Origin of the sequence: Bradyrhizobium sp. Pha-3 (genome assembly GCF_042258325.1) — a bacterium.
GTDB lineage: Bacteria > Pseudomonadota > Alphaproteobacteria > Rhizobiales > Xanthobacteraceae > Bradyrhizobium > Bradyrhizobium elkanii.
Genome location: NZ_CP170151.1, coordinates 3,979,719 through 4,005,637, shown reverse-complemented (window position 1 = coordinate 4,005,637; position 25,919 = coordinate 3,979,719). Strand labels below are relative to the sequence as shown.

23 protein-coding genes are annotated in these 25,919 nt (G+C 65.0%); 8 read left to right on the top strand and 15 right to left on the bottom strand.

All coding sequences use genetic code 11. The annotated features are described in order from the left end of the window. Positions 1 to 18: 18 nt before the first annotated feature. Positions 19 to 1,296 carry a beta-ketoacyl-ACP synthase gene (locus ACE10X_RS18490; protein WP_028344597.1) on the top strand — a complete coding sequence of 426 codons (1,278 nt, stop codon included), beginning with the start codon at positions 19 to 21 and terminating at the stop codon, positions 1,294 to 1,296. Positions 1,297 to 1,313: 17 nt separating this feature from the next. Beyond that, the gene (locus ACE10X_RS18485) at positions 1,314 to 2,249 is read left to right on the top strand and encodes a lipid A biosynthesis lauroyl acyltransferase (RefSeq protein WP_375764448.1); all 936 of its coding nucleotides are present in this window, start codon (positions 1,314 to 1,316) and stop codon (positions 2,247 to 2,249) included. A gap of 142 nt (positions 2,250 to 2,391) precedes the next feature. Here the strand turns inward: ACE10X_RS18485 and ACE10X_RS18480 are convergent, their stop codons facing one another. From ACE10X_RS18480 to ACE10X_RS18450, 7 genes are all read right to left on the bottom strand, one after another. Then, positions 2,392 to 3,501 carry a polyamine ABC transporter substrate-binding protein gene (locus ACE10X_RS18480; RefSeq protein ID WP_038384065.1) on the bottom strand — a complete coding sequence of 370 codons (1,110 nt, stop codon included), beginning with the start codon at positions 3,499 to 3,501 and terminating at the stop codon, positions 2,392 to 2,394. A 6-nt stretch (positions 3,502 to 3,507) separates the two neighbouring features. Continuing rightward, on the bottom strand, positions 3,508 to 4,677 hold the full coding sequence (locus ACE10X_RS18475; protein ID WP_038384064.1) for an aminotransferase: 1,170 nt from the start codon (positions 4,675 to 4,677) through the stop codon (positions 3,508 to 3,510). An 8-nt stretch (positions 4,678 to 4,685) separates the two neighbouring features. Beyond that, on the bottom strand, positions 4,686 to 5,015 hold the full coding sequence (locus ACE10X_RS18470) for a rhodanese-like domain-containing protein (RefSeq protein WP_016848419.1): 330 nt from the start codon (positions 5,013 to 5,015) through the stop codon (positions 4,686 to 4,688). Positions 5,016 to 5,151: 136 nt separating this feature from the next. Beyond that, positions 5,152 to 7,077 (bottom strand): potassium transporter Kup, encoded by a 1,926-nt coding sequence (locus ACE10X_RS18465; protein ID WP_038384063.1) that lies wholly within the window; start codon positions 7,075 to 7,077, stop codon positions 5,152 to 5,154. 151 nt (positions 7,078 to 7,228) lie between these two features. Then, positions 7,229 to 9,127 (bottom strand): potassium transporter Kup, encoded by a 1,899-nt coding sequence (locus ACE10X_RS18460; protein WP_038384062.1) that lies wholly within the window; start codon positions 9,125 to 9,127, stop codon positions 7,229 to 7,231. Positions 9,128 to 9,239: 112 nt separating this feature from the next. Beyond that, positions 9,240 to 10,070, bottom strand: coding sequence for a flagellar motor protein MotB (locus tag ACE10X_RS18455; RefSeq protein ID WP_028334286.1), 831 nt, complete (start codon positions 10,068 to 10,070; stop codon positions 9,240 to 9,242). 28 nt (positions 10,071 to 10,098) lie between these two features. Then, entirely contained in the window at positions 10,099 to 10,872 is a 774-nt protein-coding gene (locus ACE10X_RS18450; protein WP_016848416.1) for a motility protein A, read from the bottom strand. 374 nt (positions 10,873 to 11,246) lie between these two features. Between ACE10X_RS18450 and ACE10X_RS18445 the strand changes: the two genes are divergently transcribed. Next, the gene (locus ACE10X_RS18445; RefSeq protein ID WP_038384061.1) at positions 11,247 to 12,227 is read left to right on the top strand and encodes an NADPH:quinone oxidoreductase family protein; all 981 of its coding nucleotides are present in this window, start codon (positions 11,247 to 11,249) and stop codon (positions 12,225 to 12,227) included. 852 nt (positions 12,228 to 13,079) lie between these two features. Beyond that, positions 13,080 to 13,268 carry a hypothetical protein gene (locus ACE10X_RS18440; RefSeq protein WP_038384083.1) on the top strand — a complete coding sequence of 63 codons (189 nt, stop codon included), beginning with the start codon at positions 13,080 to 13,082 and terminating at the stop codon, positions 13,266 to 13,268. A gap of 6 nt (positions 13,269 to 13,274) precedes the next feature. Here the strand turns inward: ACE10X_RS18440 and ACE10X_RS18435 are convergent, their stop codons facing one another. After that, positions 13,275 to 13,409 (bottom strand): hypothetical protein, encoded by a 135-nt coding sequence (locus ACE10X_RS18435; protein ID WP_375764447.1) that lies wholly within the window; start codon positions 13,407 to 13,409, stop codon positions 13,275 to 13,277. A 350-nt stretch (positions 13,410 to 13,759) separates the two neighbouring features. On the opposite strand from ACE10X_RS18435, the gene ACE10X_RS18430 reads away from it, so the two are divergent. Next, positions 13,760 to 13,993 (top strand): hypothetical protein, encoded by a 234-nt coding sequence (locus ACE10X_RS18430; protein WP_028334283.1) that lies wholly within the window; start codon positions 13,760 to 13,762, stop codon positions 13,991 to 13,993. 20 nt (positions 13,994 to 14,013) lie between these two features. Here the strand turns inward: ACE10X_RS18430 and ACE10X_RS18425 are convergent, their stop codons facing one another. Together ACE10X_RS18425 and ACE10X_RS18420 are read right to left on the bottom strand one after the other, a co-directional pair. Continuing rightward, a complete protein-coding gene (locus tag ACE10X_RS18425) occupies positions 14,014 to 15,285 on the bottom strand; it encodes an FAD-binding oxidoreductase (RefSeq protein WP_038384082.1) in 1,272 nt (423 codons plus the stop codon). 42 nt (positions 15,286 to 15,327) lie between these two features. Continuing rightward, positions 15,328 to 16,989: a thiamine pyrophosphate-binding protein gene (locus ACE10X_RS18420; RefSeq protein ID WP_038384058.1), complete on the bottom strand. Its 1,662-nt coding sequence runs from the start codon at positions 16,987 to 16,989 to the stop codon at positions 15,328 to 15,330. An 893-nt stretch (positions 16,990 to 17,882) separates the two neighbouring features. Here ACE10X_RS18420 and ACE10X_RS18415 point away from each other — a divergent pair. Continuing rightward, positions 17,883 to 19,373, top strand: a complete 1,491-nt coding sequence (locus tag ACE10X_RS18415) for a methyl-accepting chemotaxis protein (protein WP_375764446.1) — start codon at positions 17,883 to 17,885, stop codon at positions 19,371 to 19,373. A gap of 20 nt (positions 19,374 to 19,393) precedes the next feature. Here the strand turns inward: ACE10X_RS18415 and ACE10X_RS18410 are convergent, their stop codons facing one another. Genes ACE10X_RS18410 through ACE10X_RS18390 form a run of 5 tightly spaced genes read right to left on the bottom strand, consistent with a single transcriptional unit; the run spans position 19,394 to position 23,437 of the window. Beyond that, positions 19,394 to 20,539 (bottom strand): acyl-CoA dehydrogenase family protein, encoded by a 1,146-nt coding sequence (locus tag ACE10X_RS18410; protein WP_038384056.1) that lies wholly within the window; start codon positions 20,537 to 20,539, stop codon positions 19,394 to 19,396. A 12-nt stretch (positions 20,540 to 20,551) separates the two neighbouring features. Next, entirely contained in the window at positions 20,552 to 21,379 is an 828-nt protein-coding gene (locus tag ACE10X_RS18405) for an SDR family NAD(P)-dependent oxidoreductase (RefSeq protein WP_038384055.1), read from the bottom strand. 8 nt (positions 21,380 to 21,387) lie between these two features. Further along, on the bottom strand, positions 21,388 to 21,792 hold the full coding sequence (locus ACE10X_RS18400; protein WP_038384054.1) for a MaoC family dehydratase: 405 nt from the start codon (positions 21,790 to 21,792) through the stop codon (positions 21,388 to 21,390). Next, positions 21,789 to 22,244 (bottom strand): MaoC family dehydratase N-terminal domain-containing protein, encoded by a 456-nt coding sequence (locus tag ACE10X_RS18395; RefSeq protein ID WP_028344581.1) that lies wholly within the window; start codon positions 22,242 to 22,244, stop codon positions 21,789 to 21,791. Before ACE10X_RS18395 ends, ACE10X_RS18400 begins: the two co-directional genes overlap by 4 nt. Positions 22,245 to 22,252: 8 nt before the next feature. Further along, positions 22,253 to 23,437 carry a lipid-transfer protein gene (locus ACE10X_RS18390; protein ID WP_375764445.1) on the bottom strand — a complete coding sequence of 395 codons (1,185 nt, stop codon included), beginning with the start codon at positions 23,435 to 23,437 and terminating at the stop codon, positions 22,253 to 22,255. Positions 23,438 to 23,532: 95 nt separating this feature from the next. Between ACE10X_RS18390 and ACE10X_RS18385 the strand changes: the two genes are divergently transcribed. After that, positions 23,533 to 24,177 carry a TetR/AcrR family transcriptional regulator gene (locus ACE10X_RS18385; RefSeq protein ID WP_038384052.1) on the top strand — a complete coding sequence of 215 codons (645 nt, stop codon included), beginning with the start codon at positions 23,533 to 23,535 and terminating at the stop codon, positions 24,175 to 24,177. A gap of 99 nt (positions 24,178 to 24,276) precedes the next feature. Beyond that, positions 24,277 to 25,833, top strand: coding sequence for a long-chain fatty acid--CoA ligase (locus ACE10X_RS18380; RefSeq protein WP_038384051.1), 1,557 nt, complete (start codon positions 24,277 to 24,279; stop codon positions 25,831 to 25,833). The last annotated feature ends 86 nt before the right edge of the window (positions 25,834 to 25,919 follow it).

The window sequence follows — 25,919 nt, the reverse complement described above, 5'->3', positions numbered from 1 at the left end:
AGCACCGACGGGGACACCATGACAGCACCACGCGATAAATTCGGCCGACCGATCGTCGTCGTGACCGGCATGGGAATCGTGACGTCGCTCGGCGGCGGCAAGACCGACAATTGGAAGCGCCTCACCGCGGGTGAGTCCGGCATCAAGACCGTCACACGCTTCCCGCTCGACAGTATGAAGACGACGATGGCCGGAGCCGTCGATTTCGTCACCGTCGACCCATTCTCCTCGACCAGCCTGTCGCAGCGTCTGGCGGAGATCGCGACCGAAGAAGCGCTCGAGCAAGCCGGCATCGGCAGCAAGGGCGACTTTCCCGGCCCGCTGTTTCTGGCAGTCGCCCCGATCGAGACCGAGTGGCCGCAGCGGCTCGAAGTCGCGCGCGAGGTTCCGACCAAGGACTTTGGAATCATCGAATACCTGGCGACCTGCAGTGGCGGGAAGTTCGCGCACTTTCACCGGCGCTTCACCTTCGGCTCCGTCGCGCTCAACCTCGCCGAGACCTTCGGTACCAAAGGGTCCCCGATTTCGCTGTCGACGGCTTGCGCCTCCGGCGCGACCGCGATCCAGCTCGGCGTCGAGGCGATCCGCCGCGGCGAAACCGATGCGACGCTGTGCGTCGCAACCGACGGCTCGGTGAACCCGGAAGCCATGGTGCGCTTCTCGCTGCTGTCGGCTCTCTCCACCCAGAACGACCCGCCGCAGGCCGCCTCGAAGCCGTTCTCGAAGAACCGCGACGGCTTCGTGATGGCCGAGGGCGCCGGCGCGCTGGTGCTCGAGAGCTACGAGGCCGCGATGGCCCGCGGCGCGCGCATCCTCGGCGTCGTCGCCGGCTGCGGCGAGCTCACCGATTCCTTCCATCGCACCCGCTCGGCCCCGGACGGCAAGCCGGCGATCGGCTGCGTGCGCAAGACACTCGCCGATGCTGGAATGGAGCCCGAGCAAATCGATCATATCAACGCGCACGGGACCTCGACGCCGGAAAACGACAAGATGGAGTATCTTGCGACGTCGGCCGTGTTTGGCGAACACACCAAAAACATTCCGGTGTCGTCGAACAAGTCGATGGTCGGCCACACCATCTCGGCCGCCGGTGCAGTCGAGGCGATCTTCTCGCTGCTCACGCTCGAGCATCAGCGGATTCCGCCGACGATCAACTACGAGGTGCCTGATCCCGCGATCCCGTTCGACGTAGTCGGCAACAAGGCGCGCGATGCCAAGGTGACCGCCGTGATGTCGAACTCGTTCGGGTTCGGCGGGCAGAACGCCTCACTGATCTTGACGCGCGAGCCGGCTTAGCGCCCTCGCCTCATCAGATGAAACGCCTGCTCCTTCGCACCAGGGCACATCTGCGTGACGCCGCGAAGCCCGTGACCGACGCGGCGATCGGCGGGCTGACGATCGGCCTGCTGCGTACAACGCGCTATTTCGATCCCGAGAAGACCGCAAGGTTCTTCGGCCGCGCCGCCCATTTCATCGGCCGCCGGCTGCGTGAGGATCGCATCGGCCGCGAGAACCTCACGGCCGCCTTCCCGGAAAAGTCACCGGAGGAGATCGAGAAGATCCTGACGGGCGTCTGGCACAACCTCGGACGCATCGGCGCTGAATTCGCGCACATCGACCGGATCTGGGACCACGATCCCCAGAATCCCGAAAAGCCGGGTCGTGTCGAATTCTCGGCGCGCAGCAAGCAGCTGTTCGACCAGTTGCGTGACGACGGCAAGCCGGCACTGTTCTTCGCCGCACATCTCGGCAACTGGGAGCTCTCTCCAATTGCCGCCGCAGCGCATGGGCTCGACGCCACCATCCTGTTTCGGCGGCCGAACATCGAAGCCGCCGACCGCGCCATCGAGCGCATCCGCGCGGTCAATCTGGGCACACTGGTGCCGGCCGGCCGCGACGCGCCGCTCAAGCTGGCGCAGGCGCTGAGGAACGGCCAGCACGTCGCGATGCTCGTCGATCAGTATTTGACCAACGGCGTTCCCGTCACCTTCTTCGGCCGCAAGACCACGGCGAATCCGCTGCTGGCGCGCCTGCGCCGGCAGATCGATTGCCCGATCCACGGCACGCGGATCATCCGCCTGCCCGACGGCCGCTTCCGCGGCGAGGTCACCGAGGAAATCAAGCCGGTGTTCGACGCATCCGGCCAGATCGATATCCAGGGCACGATGCAGGCGATCACCGACGTCGTCGAGGGCTGGGTCCGCGAATATCCGGATCAGTGGCTCTGGCTGCACCGGCGCTGGCGGTAGGCTGGCAGCCCTACCTCGTCATTGCGAGGAGCGAAGCGACGAAGCAATCCATGCTTCAGCAGGTGCGACGCGATGGATTGCTTCGCGGAGCCTGTCGTCGGGCGCGTTCGCGCGACCCGTTGGCTCGCAATGACGGATAGACCTATTTCCCGGTCTTCACCCTCGTCCACAGCCGGTTGATGATCCGCTGCGTCGCCGGATCGCGCGCGGTGATCACGAACAGCTTCTTCTGCATCGCTTCGTCGGGATAGATATTCTTGTCGGTGAAGATCTTCGGATCGATCAGCTTCTGGCTCGCCAGATTGCCGTTGGCGTAGGACAGGAAGTTCGAGTTCTTTGCCGCGATCTCGGGGCGGTAGAGGTAGTTGATCAGCTCATAGGCCTCGGCGACGTTCTTCGCGTCCGACGGAATCGCCAGATTGTCGAAGAACATCTGCGCGCCCTCCTTCGGGATCGTGTAACCGATCTCGACGCCGGTGTTGGCTTCCGCCGCCCGGCTGCGCGCCTGCATGATGTCGCCCGACCATCCGACCACGAAGCAGATTTCGCCCGAGGCCAGCGCGCTGAGATATTCGGACGAGTGGAATTTGCGCACATAGGGCCGGATCTTGATGACGAGATCGGCGGCCTTCTCGAGGTCGGCCTGCTTGGTCGAGTTCGGATCCAGGCCGAGATAGCTCAGCGCCGCCGGCAGGATGTCGTCCGCGGAATCCAGCATGTGGATGCCGCAATCCTTGAATTTGGCGAGGTTCTCCGGCTTGAACACCATGTCCCAGCTGTCGATCTTCGCGTCGGGACCGAGAATCTTCTCCGCGATCTTGACGTTGTAGCCGATGCCGGTGGTGCCCCACATGTAGTTGGCGCCGTAGCTATTGCCGGGATCGTAAGTCGCAAGCTGCTCCGTCACCACGGGCCATGCATTGGCGAGGTTCGGCAACTTCGACTTGTCGAGCTTGAGGAATACTTTCGCGGTGATCTGGCGCTGCAGGAAGTAGCCGGTCGGCACCACGACGTCATAGCCCGACTTGCCGGCGAGCAGCCGCGTCTCCAGCGTCTCGTTGGCGTCGAACGTATCGTAGACGACCTTGATGCCGGTTTCCTTGGTGAAGTCCTCGAGGACTCCCGGCGCCATGTAGTTCGACCAGTTGTAGAAGTTGACCGTGCGCTCCTCGGCGTCAGCGGAGGCCGAGAGCAGCAGGACCGTCGCGACCGCGCCGACGAAGCTGACGAGACGACGGTTCTGCTCTCGCATTCTGGCCTACCTCTTGCGGCGGTGGACAGCGTCCGACAACCGCTCCAGCGCGGCGTCGAGCGTCGTGTCTTTCTTGGCGAAACAAAAACGCACGACCGACGTCACCGCATCCTGCTCGTAGAACGCCGACACCGGGATCGCCGCAACCTTGTAGTCCTGCACGATCCGCCAGCAGAACTCGGCATCGGTCTCGTTGAGCCCGAGCGGCGACAGGTCCACGGTGAGGAAGTAGGTCCCCTGCGACTTCAGCACCGGAAAGCCGATGCTCTCCAATCCCTTGGTCAGGCGGTCACGGCTCCGCGCCATGTCCTTGCGCATGTCGAGGAAATAGTCGTCGGGCTTGCCGAGGCCATATGCCACCGCCGCTTGCAAATTGGGCGCCGTCGTGAAGGTGAGGAACTGGTGCACCTTCGCAGCGACGCGCAGCAGCGGCGGCGCGGCGCAGACGAAGCCGATCTTCCAACCGGTCAGCGAGAAGATCTTGCCGGCGCTGCCGACCTTGATGGTGCGGTCGCGCATGCCCGGAATCGTGATCAGCGGGATGTGCTCGCGGCCGTCGAACACCACGTGTTCCCAGACCTCGTCGCAGATCGCGACCACGTCGAATTCCTGGCAGAACCGCGCCAGCAGTTCGAGGTCCTCGCGCGGATAGACCACCGCCGCCGGATTGAGCGGATTGTTGAACAGCACCGCCTTGGTCTTGTGATTGAAAACGCTGCGCAGCATCTCCTCGCTCAGCCGCCACTCCGGCGGTTCGAGCCGCAGCAGCCGCGGAATGCCGCCGGCCTGGCGGATGATCGGCAGATAGGAATCATAGACCGGCTGGAAGCACACTACCTCGTCACCGGGCTCGACCACGGAGAGGATCGAGGAGGTCAGCGCCTCGGTGCCGCCCGAGGTGACCATCACCTCGGTCATCGGATCGAGCTTGAGCCCGTGCCAGTGGCCGTAATGCGATGCGATCGCCTGACGGAGCTCCGGGATGCCCATCATCGACGGATACTGGTTGTAGCCGTTGATCGAGGCGTCCGCGGCAGCGCGGCGGATGTCCTCCGGACCGGGATCATCGGGAAAGCCCTGGCCGAGATTGATGGCGTTGTTGTCGCGCGCGGCCTGCGACATCGCCTCGAAGATGGTGACAGGAAGGTCCGCGAAGACCTTGTTCATGGAGGTCATGTCAGGGATCAGCCGCCAGTCTTGGTCGGCAATCCCGCCGCCTTCCAGCCGATGATGCCGCCCGCCAAGTGCTTGTCATAGGGCAGGCCCGCAGCCTGGGCGGCCAGCGAGGCCGTCACCGAGCGCTTGCCGGAGCGGCAGGCGAACACCACCTGCTTGCCCTGCGGATCGGGAATCGCCGCCGGATCGAACGTCGACAGCGGCACCACGACGCCATCGGGATAGGCCTCGACGGCGACCTCGTTCGGCTCACGGACGTCGACCAGCAGATAGCGGCCTTCCGCTATGCCCTTCGACACCTCGTCCGGAAACAAATCTTCCACCTTGTGGTCCGCCACAGAAATATCCTCCCGATATCAGCTTGGCGAGCGTCGCGCGGCCCGCCGTTCCGGGCCGCAAAGTCGCCTCTTGCGCAGCGAAAATCAAGCGTCCGAAACGGGTTAGATGACTTGCAGGATGTGACTGGCAGGACCGCTAGATCGTGACCTGCGTGCCGACCTCGACCACCCGCCCGGTCGGGATCTGGAAATAGTCGGTGGCGTCGTTCGAGGAGCGGCTCAGCGCGATGAACAGATGGTCCTGCCAGCTCGGCATGCCCGAATGCGCCGCCGGCTTCAGCGCACGGCGGGACAGAAAGAACGAGGTCGACATGATGTCGAACTGCCAACCGAGCTTGCGGGCGATCGCCAGCGTCTTCGGCACGTTCGGCTGTTCCATGAAGCCGAACTTGAGCGTCACCTTGGAGAAGGTCTCGCTCAGCTGCTCCATCCGCACCCGCTCGGACGGATCGATGCGCGGCGTCGGCGCCGTCTCGATGGTCAGGATGACGTTCTTCTCGTGCAGCACCTTGTAGTGCTTGAGGCTGTGCATCAGCGCGGTCGGCGCGCTGACGGGGTCGCTGGTCAGGAACACCGCGGTGCCGGTGACGCGCTGCGGCGGCCGCTTCTCCAGCATCGCGACGAGATCGGCGAGCGGGAATTCCAGCTTGCGCGACTTCTCGAACAACAGCCGGCTGCCGCGCCGCCAGGTGTACATCACCACGATCATGGCGCCGCCAAGCGCGAGCGGCACCCAGCCGCCCTCGAACACCTTGAGCAGGTTGGCGGCCAGGAAGGTGATGTCCAGGAACAGGAACGGCGCGACCAGCGCGGCGGCCGCGATCGGCGACCAGCGCCAGACCTTCCAGATCACCACAAAGCCCATCATCGCCGTCACCACCATGGTGCCGGTCACCGAGATGCCGTAAGCCGACGCCAGTGCGCTCGACGAGCGGAACATCAACACCAGCACGATGACCGCGATGAACAGGAAGCGGTTGATGCGCGGCATGTAGATCTGCCCGGAATGCGCTTCCGAGGTGTGACGGATCTCGAACCGCGGCAACAGGCCGAGCTGGATCGCCTGCCGCGTCAGCGAATAGGCACCGGTGATGACCGCCTGGCTCGCGATCACGGTCGCCATGGTCGCCAGCGCAACCATCGGGATCAGGGCCCAGTCCGGGAACATTAGGAAGAACGGGTTCTCGATGCCCTTGGGATTGCCGATCAAGAGCGCGCCCTGCCCCAGATAGTTCAGCGCCAGCGACGGCAGCACGATGAACAGCCACGCGGTCTGGATCGGGCGTTTGCCGAAATGGCCGAGGTCGGCATAGAGCGCCTCGGCGCCGGTCACGGCGAGGAAGACCGCACCGAGCGTGATGAAGCCGATCACGCCGTGATGCAGCATGAAGGACACCGCGAGGATCGGATTGAGCGCGTACAGCACTTCGGGATGCCGCACGATCTGCGGCAGCGCCGCGACCGCGATCAGGGCGAACCACACGCACATCACCGGACCGAAGAAGGCCGCGACGCGCGCGGTGCCGCGCGACTGCACCGCGAACAGGACGACAAGGATCACCACCGTGAGCGGCACGACATAGGGATCGAATGTCGAGGTGACGAGTTTGATGCCTTCGATTGCCGACAGCACCGAAAGCGCCGGCGTGATGACGGCGTCGCCATAGAACAGCGCGCCGCTAATGATGCCGAGCAGCACGATCGCGGCGCCGCCCTTGGTCGCCGCGCGCTGCGCCAGCGCCATCAGCGCCAGCGTGCCGCCCTCGCCATTGTTGTCCGCGCGCAGCAGGATCACGACGTATTTCAACGTGACTACGACGATCAATGCCCAGAGGATCAGCGAGAGCACACCGAGCACCGCATGCGCCGTCACCGCGCCCTCGCCGCCGGCGGCCGCAACGACCGCCTCGCGCAGCGCGTAAAGCGGGCTGGTGCCGATGTCGCCATAGACGACACCGATGCTGCCGAGCATCAGGGCCTTGAAGGTGGCGGTGGAATGCGCCTCGCCATTGCCGTTTGCCGCCGGCGTTTCCGCCGCGGTGATCGCACTCTCGGATGACATGGGGAAGCTGTGCCTCTGTCTTCTGCCGCACCGCACAATGCCGGGTCGCAGGCCTATACTCCCGGCAGGAATGCATAGGTTAGCCCGGATTCAGGCCTCCGCCATGCAGATCACGCATGGATCACGGTCAACATCAGAATCCTGCGCCGGATCAGATAGTTACCTGGGTACCCACTTCAACCACCCGGCCGGTCGGGATCTGGAAATAGTCGGTGGCATCATTGGCGGACCGGCTCATCGCGATGAACAGATGGTCCTGCCATTGCGGCATCCCGGACTGGGCCGACGGCTTCAGCGAGCGGCGCGACACGAAGAACGAGGTCGCCATGATGTCAAACTGCCAGCCGAGCTTGCGTGCGACCGCCAGCGCCTTCGGCACGTTCGGCGACTCCATGTAGCCGAAGCGCAGCCGCACGGCGGTGAACTTGTCGCTCACCTTCTCCATTGTGACGCGCTCGGATAGATCGACGCGCGGCGTCGGTGCGGTCTCGATGGTCAGGATCACATTGTGCTCGTGCAGCACCTTGTTGTGCTTGAGATTATGCAGCAGCGCGGTCGGCACGAAACTGGGATCGCTGGTCAGGAATACCGCGGTGCCCTTGACGATATGCGGCGGCCGCTTCTCCAGACTGTGGATCAGGTCGCGCAGCGGCACCTCAATGCGTCGGGTCTTGGCGACCAGGATGGCGGCGCCGCGGCGCCAGGTCCAGATCATCGTCGCCATGACGACGCCGAACAGCAGCGGCACCCAGGCGCCCTCGAACAGCTTCAGGAGATTGGCGCTGAAGAAGGTCATGTCGACGATCACGAACGGCAGGATCAAGGCCGCCGCCGACGCCACGCGCCAGTTCCACAGCTTCCAGATCACGATGAAGCCCATGATGCCGTCGGCGACCATGGTGGTGGAGACGGCGATGCCATAGGCCGACGCAAGCCCGCTCGAGGTGCGGAACAGCAGCACCAGCAGCAGCACGCCGATCAGCAGCAGCCGGTTGACGCGCGGCAGATAGATCTGGCCGGCATGGGTCTCCGAGGTGTAGCGGACCTCGAAGCGCGGCAAGAGCCCCAGCTGCACCGCCTGGCTGATCAGCGAATAGGCGCCGGTGATGACCGCCTGGCTCGCGATCACCGTCGCGGCGGTGGCGAGCCCGACCAGCGGCAGCAGCAGCACGTCGGGCACCATGCGGTAGAACGAGTTCTCGATCGCGCTGGGATCGGACAGCACCAGCGCGCCCTGCCCGAAATAGTTCAGCAGCAGCGCGGGCAGCACGAAGAACAGCCAGCCGGACTGAATCGGCTTGCGGCCGAAATGCCCGAGATCGGCATACAGCGCCTCGCCGCCGGTCACCGCGAGGAACACCGCGCCCAGCGTCACCAGGCCGATGGTGCCGTGGGTCAGCATGAACTGGAGCGCGTAATAGGGATTGATCGCCGCCAGCACCGACGGGTCGTCCATGATGTGGACGAGCCCCATCACCGCCAGCGAGGCGAACCACACCACCATCACCGGACCGAAGGCGGAAGCGACGCGCGCGGTGCCAGAACTCTGCACCGAGAACAGCGCGACCAGGATCAGGATCGTCAGCGGCACCACATAGTGCTCGAGATGCGGGGTGGCGAGCTTGAGGCCTTCGACCGCCGACAGCACCGAGATCGCCGGCGTGATCATGGAATCGCCGATGAACATCGAGGCGCCGACCACGCCGAGCGCGAGCAGCGGCCAGCTGCGCCGACCGATCGCGCGCTGGCCGAGCGCCATCAGCGAGAGTGTGCCGCCCTCGCCATTGTTGTCGGCGCGCAGCAGCAGCAGCACGTATTTCGCGGTGACGACGGTGAACAGCGCCCACAGGATCAGGCTGAGCACGCCCAGCACCATGATGCGGGTGACCGGCTGGCCGTGCGCGGCGCCGCCGACCGCCTCGCGGAATGCGTAGAGCGGCGAAGTTCCGATATCGCCGAACACCACCCCGATGCTGCCGAGTGTCAGGGCCCAGAAGCTGGAGGTGGGTTGCCCTTCCTGAGCTTCGGTAGATGAGACGCTGACAGCCATGGCGAGGTTGGAACGCCCGATCGGTTGATTTGATCCGCGCGGCTATCGACGCTTCCGCTCCGCGTGTCAACCGCGCAACAATGGTAGTTGACGGTAGTATGGTAACCCAGAGCTACGGCTTCAGATCCGGCGGCAGTGGCGGATTTTCCCGCATCAACGTGATGGTCACACGACGGTTGGCCGGCAGCGTCGGATCGTCGGGAAACAGCGGCTGGCCGTCGGCCTTGCCGGAAACCGCGAAAATATGCGACGGCGGCAGCCCTTCCCGCTCCAGGATCTGCCGCACCGCGTTGGCGCGGTCCGCGGACAGGTCGAAGCCGTCATAATCGCTGCGTGCCGGCACGAAGCCTGCGGCCGTATGCCCCACGATCGCGACCCGCAGCGGCGTCGCCTTCAGCGGCGCGGCCAGCTTCTGGATCAGCCGGCGGGTGCGGTCATACGGCTCCCTGGAACCGTCGGCGAACATCGAGCGGCCGTCCTGATCGACGATCTCCAGGTTGAGCCCCTCCTTGGTCTCCTCGAACATGATGTTCTTGGAGATCTCGGTCAGCTCCGGCATGTCCTGCAGCGCCTGGCGGAGCGAGGCCGAGGCGAGCGCGAATTCGCGGTCGATCTTCAGCCGCGCGCCGTTGATCTGGCTGCGCTCCTTCTCGTCCGGCGTCGGATTGGCCGAAGACTCCTCCGGCGAGATGTGCTCGACGTTCTTCAGCTTCGGCCGGGTCGGCAGGCCGTCGGATTCGACGATGCCGGAATAGCGCACATTGGTCTGCACGCCGAAGGCATCGCGCATCGAGCCGGCGACGATCTTCAGCTTGTTGTTGTCCATGGTGGAGAACGCGACGAGCATCACGAAGAAGCTCATCATCAGGCCCATCAGATCGGCGAAGGTCACGAACCAGCCGTGACCTCCGGTGTGGGCGTCGCCGCGCTTTTTCTTGGCCATCGCTGCGTTTCCCGAAAGCGCGGTCCGGTCAGGCCGGAACCGGCTCGCCTTCCTCCTGGCGATGCTTCTCCGGCAGATAGGCCAGCAGCATCTCGCGCACCAGCGCGGGGCTCTTGGAGTCGCGGATCATCAGGATGCCGTCGATGATCAGCGTGCGGTTGGTCTCCTCGTCGAGCAGCTTGCCATGCAGCTTGTCGGCGATCGGCAGGCAGAACAAATTGGCGACCAGCGCGCCGTACAGCGTCGCGAGCAGCGCGGTCGCCATGAACGGGCCGAGCTTGGAGGGGTCGGTCATGTTGGCGAACATCTGCACCATGCCGATCAGCGTGCCGATCATGCCGAACGCCGGCGCGCAGTCGCCGATCGCGCGATAGATCTTGCTGCCCTCGTCGAGGTGCATCAGGAAGTTGTCGCGGTCGCGTTCCATGTTGTCGCGGATGAATTCGAGGTCGTAACCGTCGGCGACGTAACGGATGCCCTTGGCAAGGAACGGCTCATCGGTCTCGACTTTTTCCAGGCCAACCGGGCCCTGCTTGCGGGCGATCTCGGCGATGCGGGCGAGTTCGTCGACGAGGTCGCGGGCCGACAGCCGGCTCATGGTGAAGGCGAATTTGGCGCCGAGCGGCAGGCCGTGCAGCATCACGCCGAGCGGAAAACGGATCATCGTCGCTGCGATCGAGCCGCCGAAGATGATGATCATGGCGTGTTCGGAGATGAACATGTGCAGGTCGCCGCCCATGAACATCATCACCGCGATGACGATGATGCCAGCCAACAGCCCGGCGCCAGTCATGATATCCATAGGAGACTCCAACGCGTACGCAACCTGCCCGTCCTGGACGGCGCGCAGCCCAAGGCGGGCCGCGTGGAAAACCCTAGCGTTAACGCCATTAAGGACGCGTTACCGAATTTGGTAGGGATAACAACGGGTAAACGCCGGCCTTTTCGAGATGTCGTTGAAGATGCTGGCTTTCCGCAAGCGAGCCTGCCGTTGCATGCACAAAACCCCTCCCCGTAGAACAACGGACATGGGATAGGTTTGCCGGAAGCGTTTTCGCACAAGCTGGCTACCGGCTCGCATGAAGAAAACGCGTCAACACAAGAATCAAGGGCCCCGTTCCGATTCAATCGGAACGGAAAAGGCCCGCGAGGAAACCAACCAATGAGCAGGACAGGATGAAGGCGGTCGTCGTCGAGCAATACGCACCCATCGATCAGATCGGGCTGAGGGAGATCGGCACCCCCGAACCCGGCCCTGGACAGATCCGCGTCCGGGTCCACGCCGCGAGCATCGGCTTCGTCGATGGGCTGAAGGTCGAGGGCCGCTACCAGACCAAGGATGCCCTGCCCTTCACGCCGGGCGCGGAATTCGCCGGCGTGGTCGATGCGGTCGCAGGCGACGTCGCCGGCATCGCGCCGGGCATGCGGGTGATGGGCGCGGCGCGCTCGGGCGCGCTGGCCGAGCACATCGTGGTGCCGCCCGATGCCCTCGAGATCATGCCCGACGGACTCTCGATGGAGGCCGCCGCGGCCTTTCGCACCAATTACCTCACCGCGCTCTATGCGCTCGGCGAGCGCGGCTCGCTCAAGGCCGGCGAGCAGTTGCTCGTGCTCGGCGCCGCCGGCGGCACCGGCATCGCCGCCATTCAAGTCGGCAAGCTGCTCGGCGCGCGCGTCGTCGCCGCGGCCTCGACCGAGGAGAAGCGCCACTTCGCCGCAAGCTTCGGTGCCGACGCGGTCGTCGATTACACGAGGCCCGACTGGCGCGACGCGCTGAAGGAAGCGACCGGCGGCCATGGCCCCGACGTGATCTTCGATCCGGTCGGCGGCGAGGTCTCGCTGCAGGCGTTCCGCTCGATCGCCTGGAACGGCCGCCATGTCGTGGTCGGCTTCGCGGCCGGCAGCATCCCCGCGCTGCCGTTCAATCTGCCGCTCCTCAAAGGCGGCCTCCTGATCGGCGTCGATGCGGCCCAGATCGCGCGCCGCGAGCCCGACGCGCAGGCGCGCGTGATCACGCAATTGTCGGCATGGCTGAACGATGGCCGGCTGACGCCCGTGGTCGGCAAGGTGTTCGCATTCGAGGACTTTCGCGCGGCGTTCACCACGATGCAGACCCGCGCCGCGCTCGGCAAGATGGTGGTGCGGATCGGATCGTGAGAGAGGCAGCGCTATCGCCTCATCCTCGCTGTCGTCCCTGCGAAAGCAGGGACCCATAACCACAAGCGCTGATTGGTGTGCTTCGCTGGAATGACGAGCTCTGTTCACGACATCCGCCGCGGCATATGGGTCCCTGCTTTCGCAGGGACGACACTGAGTGTGTTGCGCGGTCTGTGAGTCAAACAACCGCATTCTCGCGACATGAATCGTCCGAGCCTTGCTTTTCGTTTCGCCGCTCTGGAAACAGAGGGCGCAGGGAAAGCCGGGTGCCGATCGCACCCATGGGTCCCGCGTAATAGAAAACGCGGGAGGTAGGACCACAGGTGTAACCGGAAACAACCCGGCTTTCCCTGCGCGATGGATTACGGCTTATACGTGCTCTCCCCGGTGAGACTGGGCTTGTTTGTCACCGTCTTCACAACGCGCATCGCGCAATGCGAAAAGACACCTGCCGCTAGGGCGTCAAGACCACACGATTTCGCCGTCCGCCTCACATGCATGTCGTCGCGCACATGCTCGGCGTCCACCGCATCTCGACCCGCGTTCGTGACGATCGCGAAGCGCCCCTCGATCGGGTGAGACGGATGTATTGAACATCTGAGTTGGGTCATCCGTCAAGTTAAATTCTGAAAAGCCGAACGAATTGATTGAGCCGACAGACTGACGAATGACGAGCAGCAAGCTGCGGAAGGGCGCCGACCTCCTGGAGAAGCCGGTCTCGCAAGCCAAGCTCGACTTGAGGATCAGAAAGATACGCGACGGTCGCCAAGTTCGCGAAAAGTATCACAGGTTATTGTTGCGGGGTTCTGTGCCGCCCTAGCGTTGCGGACTACGGCATTCGGGGACGAAAAAATGCAGGACATGCTAACGCATCTCGAAAAGCTTCGCCGCGACGCGGCGGAGTGTGCGTTGATCCGCGACCTGGCGACTGACTTGCGCAAGCGCGAGCTGTTCAGCAAGCTCGCCGAACATCTCACGGCTCTTGCCACCGAGGTGGAGGAGACCATCAACGCGGCACGCAAGGAGGACCAAGTTACCTAGCGAGGCCTACGTCGTCCGTTTGAACGTATCGACACCTGTCGTGACAGCTCGCCACCAGTTCACGGACTTCAGGGCCGCCGCTTCACCCTCTCGGGCCGCGATCAGCGCCTTGTCCGACACGACAAACCACGCCGTTTCCATTTTTTGATCCCACGTCATCTCGTCCTGTAACGCATGCCCCCTTCGAACGAGCCGGACAACTTGCCCAGGAAATCGACGTTCCGAACGTCGCCCAGGTCTTGGGAGGGCGTGGCAATTTGCCGGATGGAACCAACGTCGCAACGACGCATTGTCATTTCACCCATCGGTTGACAGGTAATATGCCGCCAGTATCGGTAGACGTGCCGATCCTGTAGCATTGCTTGTTCGCCGAGGAGCCTATTCGCCGCAATGTGTTGCATTTCAGGATTCTTTGTCTTGGCACTTTTTGCACATCGGGCATCGAGCACGACGTCGCGATCGCGCGGGCGGATTACCACCAAAGAGGCGCGATGAAGACCGACAAGGCCATCTGGTACGTCTCGTTCGCCATGCGAAATCCTGACGCCGGACATCACCGCTTCGCGCGCCAGACCCGTACCTTCACGACCGAGCAGGATGCCAAGGCGTTTGCGCGCACGCTGCTCGTTCAGACGCAGGACGTCAGCGCCGGAACGATCAATCCGCACATACCGAGACGCGTGATCGCGCCGGCCGCGATCACGGCCTGGGCCGGCGACAGCTGAGGCTTCGCCGCCGCTCCTTCCTACAGGAAGCGCGAGGGCGCAAACGGGGCGAGCGGAATCTCCGGCGCCTTGCCGCTCAGGAGTTGCGCGACCAGCCGGCCGGTGCGGGCCGATCCGACCAGGCCGACATGGCCATGGCCGAAGGCGTAAACCACGTCGCGCGTGGCACGGGCATAACCGATGCAGGGGCGCCCATCGGGCATGCTCGGGCGATGGCCGAACCAGGTCTTGATCCGCGATCGCGGAATATCCCTCGGCAGCTTCGGGAACATGCTGAAGAGATGCTCGCGCAGGATTTCGGCGCGCTTCCAGTTCGGCGCGGCGTCAAGCCCCGCGATCTCCACCGTACCGGCGGCGCGCAGGCCCTTGTCGGTCCAGTTGACGACCATCTTGGCATCGGAGGCCATCATCGAATTGCGCGGGCCGGATTCCCGATTCTCGATCATGACGTGATAGCCGCGCTCGGTCTCCAGCGGCAGCGGATCGCCGATCGAGGCGGTCAGTTGCCTGGAGCGCGCGCCCGCGGCGACGACAGCCGCGTCGCAGGCGATCTCGCCGCTCTCGGTGACCACGGCGACCAGCTTGTTGCCGGCAAGCCTGAGGCCCGTGGCCTTGGCGGCGACGCGCTCGGCGCCATCAGCGATGGCGTGGGCGGCGAGCGCCGCGACATAGGCGCCGGGATCGCGGCAGCGTCCCGCCTCCTCCACCACGACGCCGAATTTGTAGCGCGGATGCAGATCGGGCTCGCGCTGGCGCATCTCGTCTTCATCGAGCTCCAGCCATTCGATGCCGACGCGCTTGCGGATGCGCCAGCCGAGATCGCGGTCGAACGGCGCGCGCGAGGGAAACACATGCATCACCCCGCGCCGCTCGATCAAGTCGCCGACGCCGGCTTCCTCGGCGAGCTGCCGGTGCAGCAGCGGCGCGTCCTTCAACAGATCACGCATCGCCCGCGCGGTGGCCTCGACCTGCGCCTCGGTCCGGCTCGACAGCAGATACTTGACCAGCCAGGGCAAGGCCTTCGGCAGGTACGACCAGCGGATCGCCAGCGGCCCGAGCGGATCCATCAGATAGCCCGGCACCTTCTTCCAGGTGCCCGGCTCGGCCGGCGGGATCACCGAATGCGACGACAGCCAGCCGGCATTGCCGTAGCTCGCCGCCTGCGTGCCGCCGGGCTCGCCCGGATCGATCAGCGTGACTCTGTGGCCCTCGCGCAGCGCCTCGATGGCGCTGATCACGCCGACCGCGCCGGCCCCGATGATCGCGACGTGACGGGACTCTTGTTTGGGCATGATCTCCTCGGAAAACCGCTTCGCACTTTTCCGGAGCATGCCCTACCGCGTAGCCTGCGGCGCAAAGTCCTTACCGACCGACAGCGCGCGCTGATCGACCAGGCAGTGCAGGATCGCGGGCTTGCCGGAGGCCAGCGCCCGCTCGAACGCGCCCGCGAAGTCTTCGGTGCGCTCGACCCGTTCGCCATGGCCGCCGAACGCCTTGGCATAAAGCGCGAAGTCCGGGTTCTTGAGCTGGGTGCCGACGACGCGGCCCGGATAGTCGCGCTCCTGATGCATGCGGATGGTGCCGTATTGCGCGTTATCGATCACGACGACGATCAGCGGCGCGTCGTACTGCACGGCGGTGGCGAACTCCTGCCCGTTCATCAGGAAGCAGCCGTCGCCGGCGAACGCCACGACGACGCGGTCCGGATGATGCCGCTTGGCCATCACGGCCGCCGGCACGCCGTAGCCCATCGAGCCCGAGGTCGGCGCGAGCTGCGCGGCGAACGCGTGGAAGCGATGATGGCGGTGAATCCAGCCGGCATAATTGCCGGCGCCGTTGCAGACGATGGCATCCTTCGGCAGGCGATCGCGCAGCCATGTCACGACCTCGCCATACTGGAAGCTGCCCGGCAGCTCGCGCGGCTTGTCGGTCCAGGCGAGGTAGTCCGCGTGCGCCTTGACCGCCTCGCCCTTCCAGGCTGGTGCAGCCGCGGGCTTCATGGTCTCGACCGCGGCGGCGAAGGCTGCGGGCGTCGCCTGGATCGCGAGCGCCGGCTGGTAGACGCGGCCGAGCTCCTCGGCGCCGGGATGGACATGGATCAGCTTCTGGCTCGGCACCGGAATGTCGAGCAGCGTGTAGGACGATGACGGCATCTCCGACATGCGGCCGCCGATCAACAGAATGACATCGGCGCCGGTGATGCGATCCCTGAGCTTCGGGCTCGGGCCGATGCCGAGATCGCCGGCATAATGCGAGTGGTCGGCGTCGAACAGCGAGGCGCGGCGGAACGAGGTTGTAACCGGCAGGTCGAAGCGCTCGGCGAAGCGCACGATGCCCTTGGCGGCCTCCGCGGTCCAGGCCGAGCCGCCGAGCACCACGATCGGCGCCTTGGCGCCGGCGAGCATGCTGCCGAGGCGCTCGAGATCGGCCGGCGCCGGCCAGGTCGCCGCAGGCTCGACCTTCGGCGCGTCGGCGACCGCGGCGGTTTCAGTCAGCATGTTCTCGGGCAGCGAGATCACCACCGGACCGGGCCGGCCCTGCAGCGCGACGCGGAAGGCGCGCGCGACCAGTTCCGGAATGCGATCCGGACGATCGATCTCGACCGCCCATTTCGCCATGGTACCGAACACCGCTTTGTAGTCGAGTTCCTGGAACGCCTCGCGCTCGCGCATGCCGGTGTCGACCTGGCCGACGAACAGGATCATCGGGGTGGAATCCTGCATCGCGATGTGGACGCCATGGGCGGCATTGGTCGAGCCCGGACCGCGGGTGACGAAGCAGATGCCCGGACGTCCCGTCAGCTTGCCATAGGCCTCCGCCATCATCGCGGCGCCGCCCTCGGCGCGGCAGATCACGACGTCGATCGGGCTGTCGTGCAAGGCGTCGAGCGCCGCCAGATAGCTCTCGCCCGGCACGCAGGTGACGCGCTCCACCCCTTGCGCGACCAGCTGGTCGATCAGGATCTGGCCTCCGGTGCGGGCATTGCTTTTGGTCATGAGGGCTCCCTGCAAGTACTGGCGCGCGTTTGAGCTTCGCGCGGATCGTGGTCCCACGGGGTATGATAGACGGAAATGGGGTGCAAGGCCGAAGCTGCGTCTCGCGGGCGCAGCGACGCCAAGCCATGCGGTAGGCAATGGGCAACGCTGTTTCGTCATCGATTTCCGCAGAGCGGACGATCGCCGGCAGGATTGAAGCCGCCGGCCGGCGCGCAGTGCAGCTCACCGTCGTCCGGCTCCAGGGCGATCTCGTCGCGCTCGCGGGACCGATGTCACGGCGCCGGTCTGCGGCCCCGATCGGGTCTCGCGCGACGTTGTCAACCTGTGCATGCTTCTTTCAATAATACTTCCATTGACGATGAGGCAACCTCGCGATCATCGCGAGGTTGCCGATCGCCGCAACAGAGCGCACGCGGAACAATGCTCGCAGGCCACATCGCCAAGACCAACAGCGCGCGGCCACCGAGACGATTGCAGTCAGGAGCTCTCCGATGCGCGCCATGGCGTGGCACGATCTGCATAAGCCAGCGCGTCATGTGCACGATAACAATCATTGGGAGCGCACGCGTCTGCTTCCGTAAGACTACGGTGCAGCGATCGGCCGCTTCGCATCTTCGCCGCAGGATCGCATGGATTTCACGGCAAATCGCGGTGTTGCGCGACGTTTTCGATTGCGCTCATCGCGAGCATCGCGCGTTCGCGCCTTGCGCGAGCGCACGCGGCGCATTGCACGCCCTTCTTGGTGGAACTCGAATCGCCTACCGTTTCACGCAGTCAGAAATTGTAAATCGTGTCGCGCACCTGCGTGGGGCCGGCGGTGGAAGGCATTCCGCTGCCGATCAGGTGCACCGTTTCAATTCACCAAGATCATTATCAAGGCTGGAGGGCAATGCATGTTGGGGATGAAGAGCGTCGCAAGCGTCGTCGGCTCGGACAGTTCGTACCGGCTGTTCGACGACATGCCGATCAGTGTCATGCTCTGCGAGCTGGACAACTTCAAAATCACCTACATCAACGAGTCGACGCGGCAGAACCTGAAGAAGATCGAGCATGTCCTTCCGGTGAAGGTCGACGCGCTGATCGGGCAATCGATCGATATCTTTCACAAGAATCCGCAGCATCAGCGCCGGCTGCTGTCCGACCCGAAGAACCTGCCGCACAGGGCGCGCATCACCATCGGCGGCGAGACGCTCGATCTCACCGTGACGGCGATGACCAATTCGCGCTGCCGTTACACCGGCCCGATGCTGACCTGGGAGCTCGCGACCGAGAAGGCGCGGCTTGAAACCCAGACCGAACGGCTGTTGCAGATGCTCGACAACATGCCGATCAACATCATGATGTGCGACACCGATTTCAACATCACCTACATCAACCAGACCAGCCTCAAGACGCTCGACACCGTGAAGCACCTGCTTCCGGTGGCGCCGGACAAGATCCTCGGCAACTCGTTCGACATCTTCCACAAGAACCCGGCGCATCAGCGCCGCATCGTCGGCGATCCCAAGAACCTGCCGCATGCGGCCAAGATCAAGCTCGGTCCGGAAACGCTCGACCTGCGGGTCTCCGGGCTGACCGACAAGCGCGGCAACTACACCGGCGCGATGCTGAGCTGGTCGGTCGTGACAGGCAATGTGAAGCTGGCCGACGATTTCGAGAAGGACGTGAAGGGGCTTGCCGGGATGCTGGCGTCGGCCTCGACGCAAATGCAGGGCACGGCGCGATCGCTGACGACGACCGCCGAATTCGTCAATCAGCGCTCGGCGAGCGCGGCGTCCGCGTCCGAGGAGCTGTCGTCCTCGGTCAACGAGATCAGCCGCCAGGTGGCCGAGGCGAGCCGCATCGCCCGCATGGCGGTCGACGAAGCCGAGAAGTCCGACAAGCTGGTCGCGGGCCTCGTGACGATGGCGCAGAAGATCGGCGACGTCGTCGCGCTGATCAGCCAGATCGCCGGCCAGACCAACCTGCTTGCGCTCAACGCAACGATCGAGTCCGCGCGCGCCGGCGAGGCCGGACGCGGCTTCGCCGTCGTCGCCTCCGAGGTGAAGGCGCTGGCCAACCAGACCGCCAAGGCCACGGAAGACATTTCGGCGCAGATCAACGAGATGCAGGCCGCGACGGGCAACACCGCCACGGCGCTGAAGGCGATTTCGCAGGTCATCGTCCAGATCAGCGAGATCTCGACCGTGATCGCCAGCGCCGTCGAGGAACAGGCCGCGGCCACCAAGGAGGTCACCGCAAACATCAACGGCACGACCAAGGCGATCGACGATGCCAGCAAGGCCGCCGAGAACGTGCTGGCGGCCTCCGGAGAGCTCGCCGGCAACGCCTCCGAGCTGGAAGTTCAGGTCGACAAGTTCCTCAAGAACGTGCGCGCGATGTAATCGCCGGATCGCGCGCTTGCCTACAGCGAGCGCGCGATCAGGAGCTTCATGATCTCGTTGGTGCCGCCATAGATCTTCTGGATCCGGGAATCAATGAACATGCGCGAGATCGGATATTCCTGCATGTAGCCGTAGCCGCCATGCAGCTGCAGGCATTCGTCGGCGGTCTCGACCTGCTTCTGCGAGCACCACCATTTCGCCATCGACGCCGTCACGGTGTCGAGGTCGCCGGCGACCAGGCGCTCGACGCACCAGTCGACGAACACGCGGGCGATCATCGCCTCGGTCTTGCGCTCGGCGAGCTTGAAGGCGGTGTTCTGGAATTCGAGCAGCGGCTTGCCGAACGCGGTGCGCTCCTTGGTGTATTCGGCGGTGATCCTGACCGCGCGCTCCATCGCGGCGACCGCGCCGATCGCGAGCGACAGCCGCTCCTGCGGCAATTGCTGCATCAGCTGCACGAAGCCGTTGCCCTCCTCGGCGCCGAGCAGGTTTTCCGGCGGCACCGTGACGTTGTCGAAGAACAGCTCCGACGTGTCTGATGCGTGCAGCCCGATCTTGTCGAGGTTGCGCCCGCGGCGGTAGCCCTCGGTGCCCGCGGTTTCAACGACAATCAACGAGATGCCCTTGGCGCCCGGAGCCCCGGTCCGCGCCACCACGATGACGAGATCGGCGGCCTGGCCGTTGGTGATAAAAGTTTTCTGGCCGTTGATGACGTAGGAATTGCCCTGTTTCTTCGCCGTGGTCTTGACGGCTTGCAGATCGGAGCCGGTGCCGGGCTCGGTCATCGCGATGGCGCCGACCATCTCGCCCGAGGCCATCTTCGGCAGCCAGCGTTTCTTCTGCTCCTCCGAGCCGTAGTTGACGATGTAATGCGCGACGATAGCGCTGTGCACGGAGACGCCGGTGGTCAGCTCCGGCACCGTGCTCTCGAGGTCATCGAGCACGGCGGCGTCATAGGCGAAGCTGGCCCCTAAGCCGCCATAGGCCTCCGGCACGCTCGGCAGCAACGCGCCCATTTCGCCGAGCGCCCGCCAGGCCGAACGGTCGACCAGCTTCTGCTCGCGCCATTTTTCGGCGTGCGGCGCCAGATCCTTGGCGAGAAATTTGCGGAACTGGTCACGGAAGGTGTCCAGCTCCTCGGTCATCCAGGACGATCGGTAGTGCATTCTGCCCTCGTATTAAATCAGCAGACCGCCGCCGGCGACGATCACCTGACCACTGATGTAATTCGATTCCGGAGCGCAGAACAGATAGACCGCATCGGCCGCCTCCTCCGGCGTGCCGCCGCGGCCGAGCGGGATCATGCGGCCCATCGCTTCCAGCATCTGCGGCTGGACACCGACCTTGATGTCGCGGCCGGCGACGTCGATGGTTTTCTGCTGGGTCTCGATCGGCTGGGTCAGGCGGGTATTGATCAGGCCGAACGCGACGCAATTGACGTTGACCTTGTAGCGGCCCCACTCCTTGCACATCGTGCGCGTCAGCCCGATCAGCGAGGCTTTGGCGGACGAATAGCTCGCCTGCCCGGCATTGCCGTAGAGGCCCGCGATCGAGGAGATGTTGACGACCTTGCGGAACACCTCGCGGCCCGCCTCGGCCTCCCTCTTCGCCATCACCCGGATCGGCTCCGACGCCGCGCGCATGATGCGGAACGGCGCGACCAGATGGACGTCGAGCATCGCCTGGAACTGCTCGTCGCTCATCTTCTGGATCGTCGAGTCCCAGGTGTAGCCGGCGTTGTTGACGATGATGTCGAGACCGCCGAACCGATCGATCGCGGCGCCGACGAAGCGATCGGCAAAGCCGGCTTCGGTCACGCTGCCGTTGACCGCGATCGCCTCGCCGCCCATGGCCTTGATCTCGGCGACGACCGCATCGCCCGGCTCGGCATCAAGATCGTTGACCACGACGCGCGCCCCCTCGCCGGCGAGCTTCAGCGCGATCGCGCGCCCGATGCCGCGGCCGGAACCTGAGACGAGCGCGACTTTGCTTTGCAGTTTCGACATGATCTCTCCTAAAGCGCGATAATGGCTTGCCCGGCGAGCTTGATCTCGCCGTTCTGATCCTTCGTCGTCAGCGCGAGCTTCGCCCGCTTCTCACCGCCCTGCTCGATCAGCTCGGTCACAGTGCCCTCGCAGGTCAGCTTCGCGCCGAGCTGGGTGATCGCGGCAAAGCGGGTCGAGAACGAGCGGATGCGCGACGGCGCCACCGCGTCGGTCAGCGCCTGGCCGAGATAGCCCATCGCCAGCATGCCGTGCGCGAACACGTCAGGAAAGCCGGCCGCCTTCGCGAAATCAATATCGACATGGATCGGGTTGTGATCGCCCGAGGCGCCGCAATACAGCGCGAGGCGATGGCGGGTGATCGGCGGAAACTCCTTGTGGACGATGATATCGCCGACCGCGGGAGAGCTGCTCATGACGGCCTCGCATTGCGCACCACGACGGTGCGCGAGACATCGGCAACATGGACGCCGTTCTGGTTGGTGACGGGGGTGTCGACCACGATCAGCGTCATCGCCCCGCCCTTCTTGTCGGTCACGCCAGTGACGCGCGGGCGGAACGTCAGCGTGTCGCCGACGACCACGGGCGCGTGATAGTCGAAGCGCTGCTCGCCGTGCAGCACGCGGGCCAGATCGATGTCGAGCGCCGTGAGGAACTCGAACGGGTCGGGTGCATCCATCATCTCGAGGCAGAACAGATAGGTCGGCGGCACCGGTGCCGCCGTGAAGCCGGCCGCCTGCGCGGCCGTCTCGTCGCGATAGACGGCATTCGTCTCGCCGAGCGTATCGAGGAAGAAGCGCAGGCGCCCCGGCTCCACGCGCGCGGTCACGGGCGTGAATGTACGCCCGACAGCGGATTGATCGACCATGGGCGGCCTCAGGCGCGTTCGTAGAGCGTCACGACGCAGGCGCCGCCGAGGCCGAGATTGTGCTGCAAGCCGATCCGCGCGCCCTCCACCTGCGTCGCCGCAGCGGTGCCGCGCAGCTGCCGCGTCAGCTCATAGCACTGCGCGAGCCCGGTGGCGCCGAGCGGATGCCCCTTCGACAGCAGCCCGCCGGACGGATTGGTGACGATCCTGCCGCCATAGGAGTTGTCGCCGTCGTCGATGAATTTCGCGGCCTCGCCCTCGCCGCACAGGCCGAGCCCCTCATAGGTGATCAGTTCGTTGTGCGCGAAGCAGTCGTGCAGCTCGACGACGTCGAGATCATCAGGCCCGATGCCGGCGGCCTCATAGACCTTGCGCGCGGCATCGCGCGCCATGTCGTAGCCGACCACCTGCATCATGTCTGACGCACCGAAGGTCGACGGCGTGTCGGTCGTCATCGCCTGCACCGCGATGCGGACCTGCTTGTTGAGGCCGTGCTGGTCGGCGAATTTCTCCGAGACCAGGATCGCGGCGGCGCCGCCGCAGGTCGGTGGGCACGCCATCAGCCGCGTCATCACGCCGGGCCAGATCACCTGATCGTTCATCACGTCGTCGGCGGAGACCTCTTTCCGGAACAGCGCCAGCGGATTGTTCTTGGCATGGCGGCTCGCCTTGGCGCGCACTTTTGCAAAGGCGGAGAGCGGCGTGCCGTATTTCTTCATGTGGCTGAGGCCGGCGCCGCCGAAATAGCGCAGCGCCAGCGGCACGCCGGGCGCGTCGACCAGCTTGTCGGCCGCGGCGTCGAAATCGTCGAACGCGCTCGGGCGATCGGTGAACACGGCGCCGAGCGCGCCGGGCTTCATCTGCTCGAAGCCGAGTGCCATCACGCAATCGGCCGCGCCCGACTCGATCGCCTGCCGCGCCAGGAACAGCGCGGTCGAGCCGGTCGAGCAGTTGTTGTTGACGTTGACGATCGGGATGCCGGTCATGCCGACCGGATAGAGCGCGCGCTGGCCGCAGGTGGAGTCGCCATAGACATAGCCGACATAGGCCTGCTGCACACGGTTGTAATCGAGGCCGGCATCGGCGAGCGCCAGCTTCGCCGCCTCGGCGCCCATCACGTGATACGGCGCATTGGCGCCTGGCTTGACGAACGGGATCATGCCGACCCCGGCAACATAGGTGCGTGACGTCATCGCGTGTCCTCCCGGAAATTACCCACTGGACTATTTATTACCCATGGGTAATATACGGGCGATCTTCCGGAGTCAATGCGACAGCACCCCACGCGATGGACGCCAGCTCTCCCTCTTCCAGCAACGAGTCGCCCTGGCTGCCGTTCGAAAGCCGGCGCCGGGCCCGCGACGAGAAGCGCGAGGCGGTGCTGCGCACGGCCGTCGCCCTGTTCCTCGAACAGGGCTATCACCGCGCCACGCTGAACGACGTCGCCAAGCGGCTCAACATCACCAAGCCCGCGCTCTACAACTACTTCCGCGGCAAGGACGAGATCCTGTTCGAGTGCTGGTCGATCGGCAATGAGCTGGTCGACGAATGCATTGCCGAGACGTCGGCCGGCGGCGGCTCGGGGCTCGACAAGCTGCGCAAGCTGACCGTCCGCTATGCCGAGCTGATGACCGCGGACTACGGCAAGAGCCTGGTCCGCTTCGACATCCGCGATCTCAGCGAGGACAACCGCAAGATCGTGCAGACCGCCAAGCGGCGGATCGACCGCGCCTTCCGCGACTATATCGCACAGGGCGTCGAAGACGGTTCGGTGAAACCGTGCGACCCGAAGCTCGCGGCTTTTGCCATTGCCGGCTCGCTGAACTGGATCGGCCACTGGTTCCAGCCGGGCGGCGAGCTGAGCGGACGTGCCGTCGCCGAGGAATTTGCGATCCGTCTCACCGAAGGCATCGCCAAACAACAACGCAAATGACATCAACGCGCAAGACAACAGCGCACAAAGCAGCCCTTCCGGCTGCAGAGAAGGCGGACAAACCGCCTCGCAAGGGAAACGCATCAAGGGAGGAGACGAGTGAACATTACACACGGACTGCGGCGCGCGCTGCAGGTCAATCCAAACGGGCTCGCGGTCGTCTGCGGTGAGCGGCGGCGCAACTGGCGCGAGGTCGGCGAACGCGTCGCCCGCCTCGCCGCCGCGATCCGCGGCCTCGGCGCCCAGGACGGCGACCGCGTCGCGATCCTGTCGCTGAACTCCGACCGCTATCTCGAACTCTATTTGGCCGTCGGCTGGGCCGGCGCCGTGATCGTGCCGCTCAACATCCGCTGGTCTCCGCTGGAGAACGAGGACGCGCTGCGCGACTGCCGCGCAACGATCCTGTTCGTCGACAAGGCGTTTGCGCCGGTCGGCGCGGCGCTGGCAGGCGCCATCCTCGACCTGAAGCTGGTCTATGCCGACGAGGGTGACACGCCCGCCGGCATGGCGAATTACGAGACGCTGATCGCGCGCAGCGCGCCGATAGCCGATGCCATGCGCAGCCGCGACGAGCTCGCCGGCATCTTCTACACCGGCGGCACGACCGGCCGCTCCAAGGGCGTGATGCTGAGCCACGGCAATCTGATGGCCAATGCGCTCAACGCGCTCGGCGAAGGCCTGTGGCCGAGCAGCACGATCTACCTGCACGCGGCGCCGATGTTCCACCTCGCCAACGGCGCGGCGATGTATTCGGTGCTGCTGTCCGGCGGCTCCAACGTCGTGATCCAGGGCTTTACGCCCGACGGCGTCGCGGCCGCCGTGCAGAAGGAGCGCATCACCGACGTGCTGCTGGTGCCGACCATGATCCAGATGTTCGTCGATCATCCGACGCTCGGCAATTACGACCTGTCGTCCTTGAAGCGGATCTCCTACGGCGCCTCAGTGATCAGCGACGCCGTGCTGATGCGCGCCATGAAGGCACTGCCGCATGTCGAATTCACGCAAGCCTACGGCATGACCGAGCTGTCGCCGATCGCAACCCTGCTGCACTGGAAGGAGCATATCGGCGACGGCCGCGCCAAGGGCCGGCACCGCGGCGCCGGCCGGGCGACGCTCGGCTGCGAGGTCAAGATCGTCGACGCCGAGGACAAGGTGGTGCCGCTGGGCACCGTCGGCGAGATCGCCGTGCGCGGCGACGTCGTGATGATGGGTTATTGGGAGCGTCCGGAGGAGACCGCGCGTGCCGTGATCGACGGCTGGATGCACACCGGCGACGGCGGCTACATGGACGAGGACGGCTTCGTCTACGTCGTCGATCGCGTCAAGGACATGATCATCTCCGGCGGCGAGAACGTCTATTCGGCCGAGGTCGAGAACGCCCTCGCCCAGCACCCGGCGGTGGCGCAATGCGCCGTGATCGGCATCCCGAGCGAGCGCTGGGGCGAGCAGGTTCACGCCGTCGTGGTGATGAAGAGCGGCGCCAGCGCCACGCCGGAAGAGCTGATGGAGCACTGCAAAGCGCTGATCGCCGGCTACAAATGCCCACGCAGCGTCGACATCACAGCGACCCCGCTGCCGCTCTCCGGCGCCGGCAAGATTTTAAAGCGCGAGCTCAGAAAGCCGTATTGGGAGAACCGGGAGCGACGGGTCAGCTGAGGACCTGCTGCTCGGACTCAGATCCAGTCATTCCGGGCATCGCGCAGCGATGAACCTCGGATGCGCAATTGCGCATCGGAGTATCT